The organism is Zhongshania marina (assembly GCF_002915595.1).
Lineage (GTDB): Bacteria > Pseudomonadota > Gammaproteobacteria > Pseudomonadales > Spongiibacteraceae > Spongiibacter > Spongiibacter marinus_B.
The window spans coordinates 41217-47227 of record NZ_PQGG01000044.1 but is presented as its reverse complement, the minus strand read 5'-3'; the positions used below and the strand labels follow the sequence as shown (position 1 = coordinate 47227).

Sequence of the window (6011 nt, the reverse complement as noted above, 5' to 3'; positions counted from 1 at the left end):
TGTGTGGCGGTAGCAAATAGCAACCAATCTGATGTGGATGGAGATGGATTGGGTGATGCCTGTGATTCGTCGGATGATACGGATAGTGATGGCGACGGTGTAAAAGATAGTAGTGATAATTGTTCAATGGTTCCGAATCCTTTGCAAGAGGATCAAGATGGAGATGGCGAGGGTAATGAATGCGATTTAGACATTGATGGTGATGATGTAAATAATGAGGAAGATAATTGTTCAGAAATACCTAATTCCGGACAAGAAGATCAAGACAGTGACGGTTTAGGTGACGCATGTGATTTTTTAAATGTTATTGAGGAGCAGATTGTTAGCTCAGGTGAAGAGCCAAGTAATAATTATTTTGGTGGGGCGGTTTCTGTTAGTGGAGGCACCCTAATTGTGGGGGCTAAAGAAGAGAGTTCAAATAATGGAGCGGCGTATTTCTTTAGTCGAGATAATGAAGGGAATTGGGGTGAGATATTAAAAGTTGAGGCTCCTGTGGAACACCGAGATCAGCAATTTGGTACTAGTGTCGCGCTAGATGGCGATATTGCCATTGTTGGCTCCCCTCAAGGATTTAATTTTGAGAATAAAGAGACAGGTGCTGCGTATGTGTATTTTCGCTCGTCCTCTGAGACCGGGTGGAGTTTCGTCCAAAAGCTTGTTCCGGACGATTCCGTAGCTAATATAAAGTTCGGTGAATCTGTTGCTGTATCTGGTGGTGTGATCGCAGTGTCTGCGCTTTGGGGTGGGAGCGCAGACACTGCGAGGACTGGAGCCGTCTATTTGTTCGAAAGAAACTCGCAGGGGGTATGGGAGCAACAAGCGAAACTATTGGCGTCTGACGGTGAGATAAATGACTATTTTGGTAGATCTGTCGCTATAGATAACGGGATCGTTATAGTCGGCGCTGAATCGGCTGGAGCCGCATATATTTTTGAGAAGAATCTCACGAGTGGTATGTGGGTGGAGGCAAAACGGTTGGCGCCCATAGATATTTCTAATAATAGTTTTGGGTTCGATGTAGATGTCTCTGGAGAGTTAGCAATTGTATCTGACCCGCAAAGTTCAGAGTTAGGCTCCGCTGAGAGTGGTGTTGTTTATGTTTATTCTCGAAATGAGGGTGGTAGTGCAGGTAGTTGGGGACAGGTAGCGACGATTTTCTCGGATGTAAAAACGACAGGTATGCCTAAATTCGGTAAAAGTATCGCTATTGATGGGAGCAAAATCGTCGTTGGCGAGCCAGGGAATGATGGCGAAGGGGCTAATAATGGTACTACGTATGTTTTTGTAAGAGGGGTAGACCGCAATGAGTGGGTTTTGGTTTCTAAGACGGTAATTGTCGGATCATCTGAGCGCTCGGGGTGGGCAAGTGGTACAGCCGTTGATATTGACGAAAATCATTTTGTTTCTTCGTCCCCAGGTAGTGGCATAGGTTTATACAAAGGGGTTGTAGCGATATATAGTTTTTCTAATCCAGTAATGCATAGTGATGATGATAACGATAACGTACCTAATGACGTTGATAACTGTCCGTTAATTCCTAATGCTGATCAAATTGATAGCGATAATGATGGTATTGGTGACGCTTGTGAGGTGCGTGTTTGTAATTTGTTTGATATACGCACATATAGCCAGTGCTTTATTTATTGTACTGATCGAGATAGCAGTACATTGTGCCCCTTATCTATTGATGAATTTTCAGCTGTTCCCAACGACGTACTTTCTCAATTGACGGCTTGTACTGATAAAGATCCGTCAACTGCGTGCTTGATACCGGTTGATTAGTATGAAAATTACGCCTCTTTTTTAAAAAAGGGGCGTCCTCTAGTTTAGTGCTCGTACTTAACTATCGATTTGATATTTTCGTTACGACGTTGATTAATTACTTTGTCAGCATATACCAAAGCTGGCTAAGTTTTGTTCTACCGTCAGTGCGATGGGTTTGATAGCTCACCGCACTGTCGGGTGAATCGGGTGAGAGTTCGATACTCCACAGGGCGTCGAGTTCATTGGGAAGCAGGGAGTAGCGAATGTCGATAATGCGATTCGGGTCGTTTGGATCTTGAGCAATATAGCCTTTAGAGAACCAGCGGAAACGCGCTAAATCTATGGCTTGTCTGCTGTCGGCAACTAGCCAAGGCAGCTTTGCTAAATCTAGTATTGGAATACTTCCGCCGGGAAACACCTTCGCGTCATGGCCTACCCGCACCGCGTCAACGTAATAGGCGTCGTCGGTGCGATAGACAATTTTCCACAACAAAATATTTCCAAAGGATGGCTTTGCTTCTAGGTCATTCACATTATGGCCGCGTTCGGCGGCGATGTTGTGGCCGACTGCTTCAGCGCGATCCCGTTGCACGTAACCCAGTGTGGGGTAGGCGAAGACCCAGAACAGCGCTACTGATGCTGCCCAGCGTCGCTGCTTAGCCAAGCTAAGATAGAGCAATACAGCTATTGGTAGGGTGTATAGCGGGTCGATAATCGACATGATATTCCATGCGACACGCTCATTACTAAATGGCCAAAATAGCTGGGTGCCATAGGTTGTGCAGGCGTCGAGCAGCGCGTGGGTGGCGTAGCCTAGGGTGCAAAACAAGACGCTTTGCCGCCAGCTTAAGTTTTGCCGCCGCCCAATTAACTTATATAAAACTAAGCCGCAGATAAGGCCGCCAAAGGGAATAAAGATCAGCGAGTGGGTGAACTGGCGGTGATATTCTAAAAATAATAAGGGGTCGCTGTTTGAGCGAATCAGCACGTCTAAATCCGCCGCCATACCCGCTAAAAAGCCTAGCAAAACCGCACCGCCAGGTTTGGCCAGTTTGCGAGTGGTATTGCGAACGGCGACTGCGCCGAGTAAACCTTGGGTAAGAGGGTCCATGATTAGCTCAGTAATTTAAATCATGAGAGTGTAGCTGAAAACGAGCTTGGGGATCACGTTATAGGGGCTGAGCTAAGGCGGCAGCATCAGAAACATCCATGCTGCCAACCGGTGGCAGTGCGGCTAGCCTTAGCTGGCGACTGCCTCTTTGCATTGTAATACGGTGAGTAGGCTGTCCAAGTGGCGGATAACTTCTACGCCGCTATTGGTAAGGTAACCGCCGTCGGGCAGAGTAATAAGCTCTTTTTCGTAGAGGCGTTGGGTGGCGGCGATGGTGCTTGCCTCTGCGGTGTGATGAACCTTGATGCCTTCTAGGGCAGAAGCGGGGTTGAACTGGGTGAGTACACGTATTTCGTCTAAAACGTCTTTGGATAGTGGCATAGCTACAACCTTGTATTGTTATGGATTAAAGGTTTTGCATAGATCTTTTGTTGTTGATTCTGGAGGGTAGCGTTGTTATCTGCCCAGAGGCAATACTGTAGCGCGAAATTGCGCCGACGGCCAAAGGCATTTCGATTATTTGCGGATTATGGTGCATGGCTGGGATTCTTTAGGGCTTCTGCATTGTTATTGGGTGGCAATTGCTTGTTACTATCATCAAAACATAAAAGCGGGGCCGATAATGTTTAAAGAATACGGGCAATACGATGCACTTGGTTTGGCGGAATTAATTAGGTCTGCAGAGGTGACGTCGACCGAGGTGCTAGAGGCTGCAATCGCCCGTGCCAATGAGGTCAATCCAGCGATTAATGCCATTATTCATCGCTTTGACGAGCGGGCCTTTAAGCAGATTAAATCCGGCTTGGCAGACGGCCCGTTTACGGGGGTGCCCTTTGTATTAAAGGATTTACTAGCTGCCTTCGCCGGCGAGCCACTGACTATGGGTAGTCGTGGAATGACGGCTGTGCCAAATTACGATAGCGAGCTGGTGCGCCGGTACAAGGCGAGTGGAGTGAATATCTTTGCCAAAACCAATACGCCTGAGCTCGGTCTTATCATCACGACTGAACCCAAGGCCCACGGTGTTAGCCATAATCCACACAAAAGGGGATATAGCACCGGTGGTTCCTCCGGCGGCAGCGCGGCGGCGGTGGCTGCTGGTATTGTGCCTATGGCCCACGGCGGCGATGGCGGCGGTTCGATACGATTCCCCGCGTCTTGGTGCGGTGTATTCGGCTTAAAGCCTTCGCGGGGGCGCAACCCCTTAGGTCCTGATCAAGGTGAAGATTGGCAGGGCGCTGTTGCCGAGCATGTATTAACGCGCAGTGTACGCGACAGTGCCGCCATGCTTGATTGCTCCAGCGGCCATGAAATTGGTGCGCCGTATAATATTGCCCCGCCGAGTGCGTCGTTTTTGTCCGCTACCCAGCGTGAGCCTAAGTCGCTGCGCATCGCTTTGAGCAGAAGGCCTTTGGTGAATACGGACGTACATGCCGACGTAGAAGCCGCCTTAAATAAAACCGCAAAGCAGTTAAGTGAGCTTGGTCATGAGGTGGTTGAGCTTGAGCCCGATATTGATATCGAGCGATTTTGGCGCGACTTTTTTGTAGTGGTATGCGGAGAAGTCGCCGCTATGGTTGCGGGATATAAGTCTGTATACGGCGCGGCATGCGTCAATCAATTTGAGCCGGCCACTAAAAATATGGCGATGATTGGCCGCTCATTGAGTGCCGCAGATTTTGTTAGCGCAAAAAAGGGCTGGCACGATATTCAGTTGGCGATGGGGCGTTTGCTTGAAAATCACGACCTTATGTTATGCCCCACGGTGCCGACACCAGCCGTTCCACACGGACAGTTGCCAAATAGTCGTTTTGAAGAGCTACTGATGCTTGCCTCGCACCGTGTAAATGTTGGCAAATTATTGCTGCGCTCAGGCCTTGTTGAGCAAATGGCGTCGCCGGTATTAGAGAAAATGGCATTTACAATGATGGGCAATATTACTGGGCTACCGGCGATGTCGGTGCCCCTGCATATCAGTCAAGACGGTCTGCCAATTGGCATGCAATTTACCGGACGTATGAATGATGAGGAAACCTTGTTTAGTCTGGCTGCACAGCTAGAACGAGAACTGGGTTTTACATCGGTCGCGAATATGACGAGTTTATAGCAAATAAATCACAGCTTGTTTGTGGCTTATTGGGCGCTAATACTCATTGCTCGCTACTAAGTTAGCTTGGTAGATACAGCACAATTAGCGCCGCACAACATACTATTCCCCAGGCTTCACAAACAAGGCGTAGGCCCAGTGGCGCGTGATTTACTTCCATAAAATGCATAATCACGAGACGGGTTTTAAAGAACGCGATTAAAAGCATTGCCGCCGGAATATTGAGTGCGGCATCGCTACCCATATACCACGATAATACCGTTGCCAGTGCTAGTAGCGCCCATATAGCTGTATTAGTTTGTAAGAAAATTGATTTCATATTATTTAATTAAATAGAGAATTGAAAACAGCACGATCCATAATAGATCGACCATATGCCAGTATGTCGCGCCGCCCTCTAGCAGCGGCAAATCTTCAGCCAAAGGCTTATTCTTACCTAGACGCAAAATTAAATAAGCTAAAACACATAGGCCAATAATGAGGTGAAGAAAGTGAATGCCGGTGAAAATGTAGTAGTACATGAAAAAATCATTGCTGGTTAAGGTGATGCCATGCTCTATTTTTTCACCGTATTCAAAGAATTTAACGACCCCAAAACCGAAGCCGCAGAGCCAAGCTAAAGACAAACAAGCCCGAGACATCGATCTAAGATTTTTACGAATAGCACTCATGCCAATAACAACAAACCACGAACTGGTGAGCAGTAAAACGGTATTTAGGGCGCCCCAATTTTGATTGAGTTCAAGCTGAGATTGTTGAAACAGGGCGATATCTAAGCTGCGATAATAGGCAAAGGTGACGAAAAACAAGCCAAAGATAAACATATCGCCAAGCACAAATACCCATATACCGGTCTCCCCAGGTATATGTTTTTCTTTAACACTCTTATTCACACATTATTCCTATGTACAGGGATTTTATTAGGTGCGGATTTTGTAGGGCTAAATGAGCACCAGCATTTCTAAGCAGAAGTTAGCACATACCGAATGGTACGTGACAGCCTTATAAGCTAATAAGAAAATGGGTTTA

General features: G+C 47.2%; 6 protein-coding genes. 2 read left to right on the top strand and 4 right to left on the bottom strand.

What is annotated here, in order from left to right; genetic code table 11:
- Positions 1–1782 (top strand): thrombospondin type 3 repeat-containing protein (locus tag C0068_RS18755; protein WP_199176238.1); only part of this gene is annotated, 1782 nt, incomplete at its 5' end.
- Between the two features lie 97 nt (positions 1783–1879).
- Here the strand turns inward: C0068_RS18755 and C0068_RS18750 are convergent.
- On the bottom strand, positions 1880–2875 hold the full coding sequence (locus tag C0068_RS18750; RefSeq protein WP_103686000.1) for a metal-dependent hydrolase: 996 nt from the start codon (positions 2873–2875) through the stop codon (positions 1880–1882).
- A gap of 129 nt (positions 2876–3004) precedes the next feature.
- Positions 3005–3256: a TIGR02647 family protein gene (locus C0068_RS18745; protein ID WP_103685999.1), complete on the bottom strand. Its 252-nt coding sequence runs from the start codon at positions 3254–3256 to the stop codon at positions 3005–3007.
- A gap of 241 nt (positions 3257–3497) precedes the next feature.
- Between C0068_RS18745 and C0068_RS18740 the strand changes: the two genes are divergently transcribed.
- Entirely contained in the window at positions 3498–4982 is a 1485-nt protein-coding gene (locus C0068_RS18740; RefSeq protein ID WP_103686105.1) for an amidase, read from the top strand.
- Between the two features lie 61 nt (positions 4983–5043).
- Here C0068_RS18740 and C0068_RS18735 read toward each other — a convergent pair whose 3' ends face one another.
- Together C0068_RS18735 and C0068_RS18730 are read right to left on the bottom strand one after the other, a co-directional pair.
- Complete coding sequence (locus tag C0068_RS18735; RefSeq protein ID WP_103685998.1) at positions 5044–5301, bottom strand: cytochrome C oxidase subunit IV family protein; 258 nt, start codon at positions 5299–5301, stop codon at positions 5044–5046.
- 1 nt (position 5302) lies between these two features.
- Positions 5303–5875: a cytochrome c oxidase subunit 3 family protein gene (locus C0068_RS18730; RefSeq protein WP_199176236.1), complete on the bottom strand. Its 573-nt coding sequence runs from the start codon at positions 5873–5875 to the stop codon at positions 5303–5305.
- Between the last annotated feature and the right edge of the window lie 136 nt (positions 5876–6011).

Bases quoted from the DNA above. Each gene is read 5' to 3' on its own strand.
- C0068_RS18735 (WP_103685998.1), bottom strand. From the start codon at position 5,301: ATGAAATCAATTTTCTTACAAACTAATACAGCTATATGGGCGCTACTA.
- C0068_RS18740 (WP_103686105.1), top strand. From the start codon at position 3,498: ATGTTTAAAGAATACGGGCAATACGATGCACTTGGTTTGGCGGAATTA.
- C0068_RS18745 (WP_103685999.1), bottom strand. From the start codon at position 3,256: ATGCCACTATCCAAAGACGTTTTAGACGAAATACGTGTACTCACCCAG.
- C0068_RS18750 (WP_103686000.1), bottom strand. From the start codon at position 2,875: ATGGACCCTCTTACCCAAGGTTTACTCGGCGCAGTCGCCGTTCGCAAT.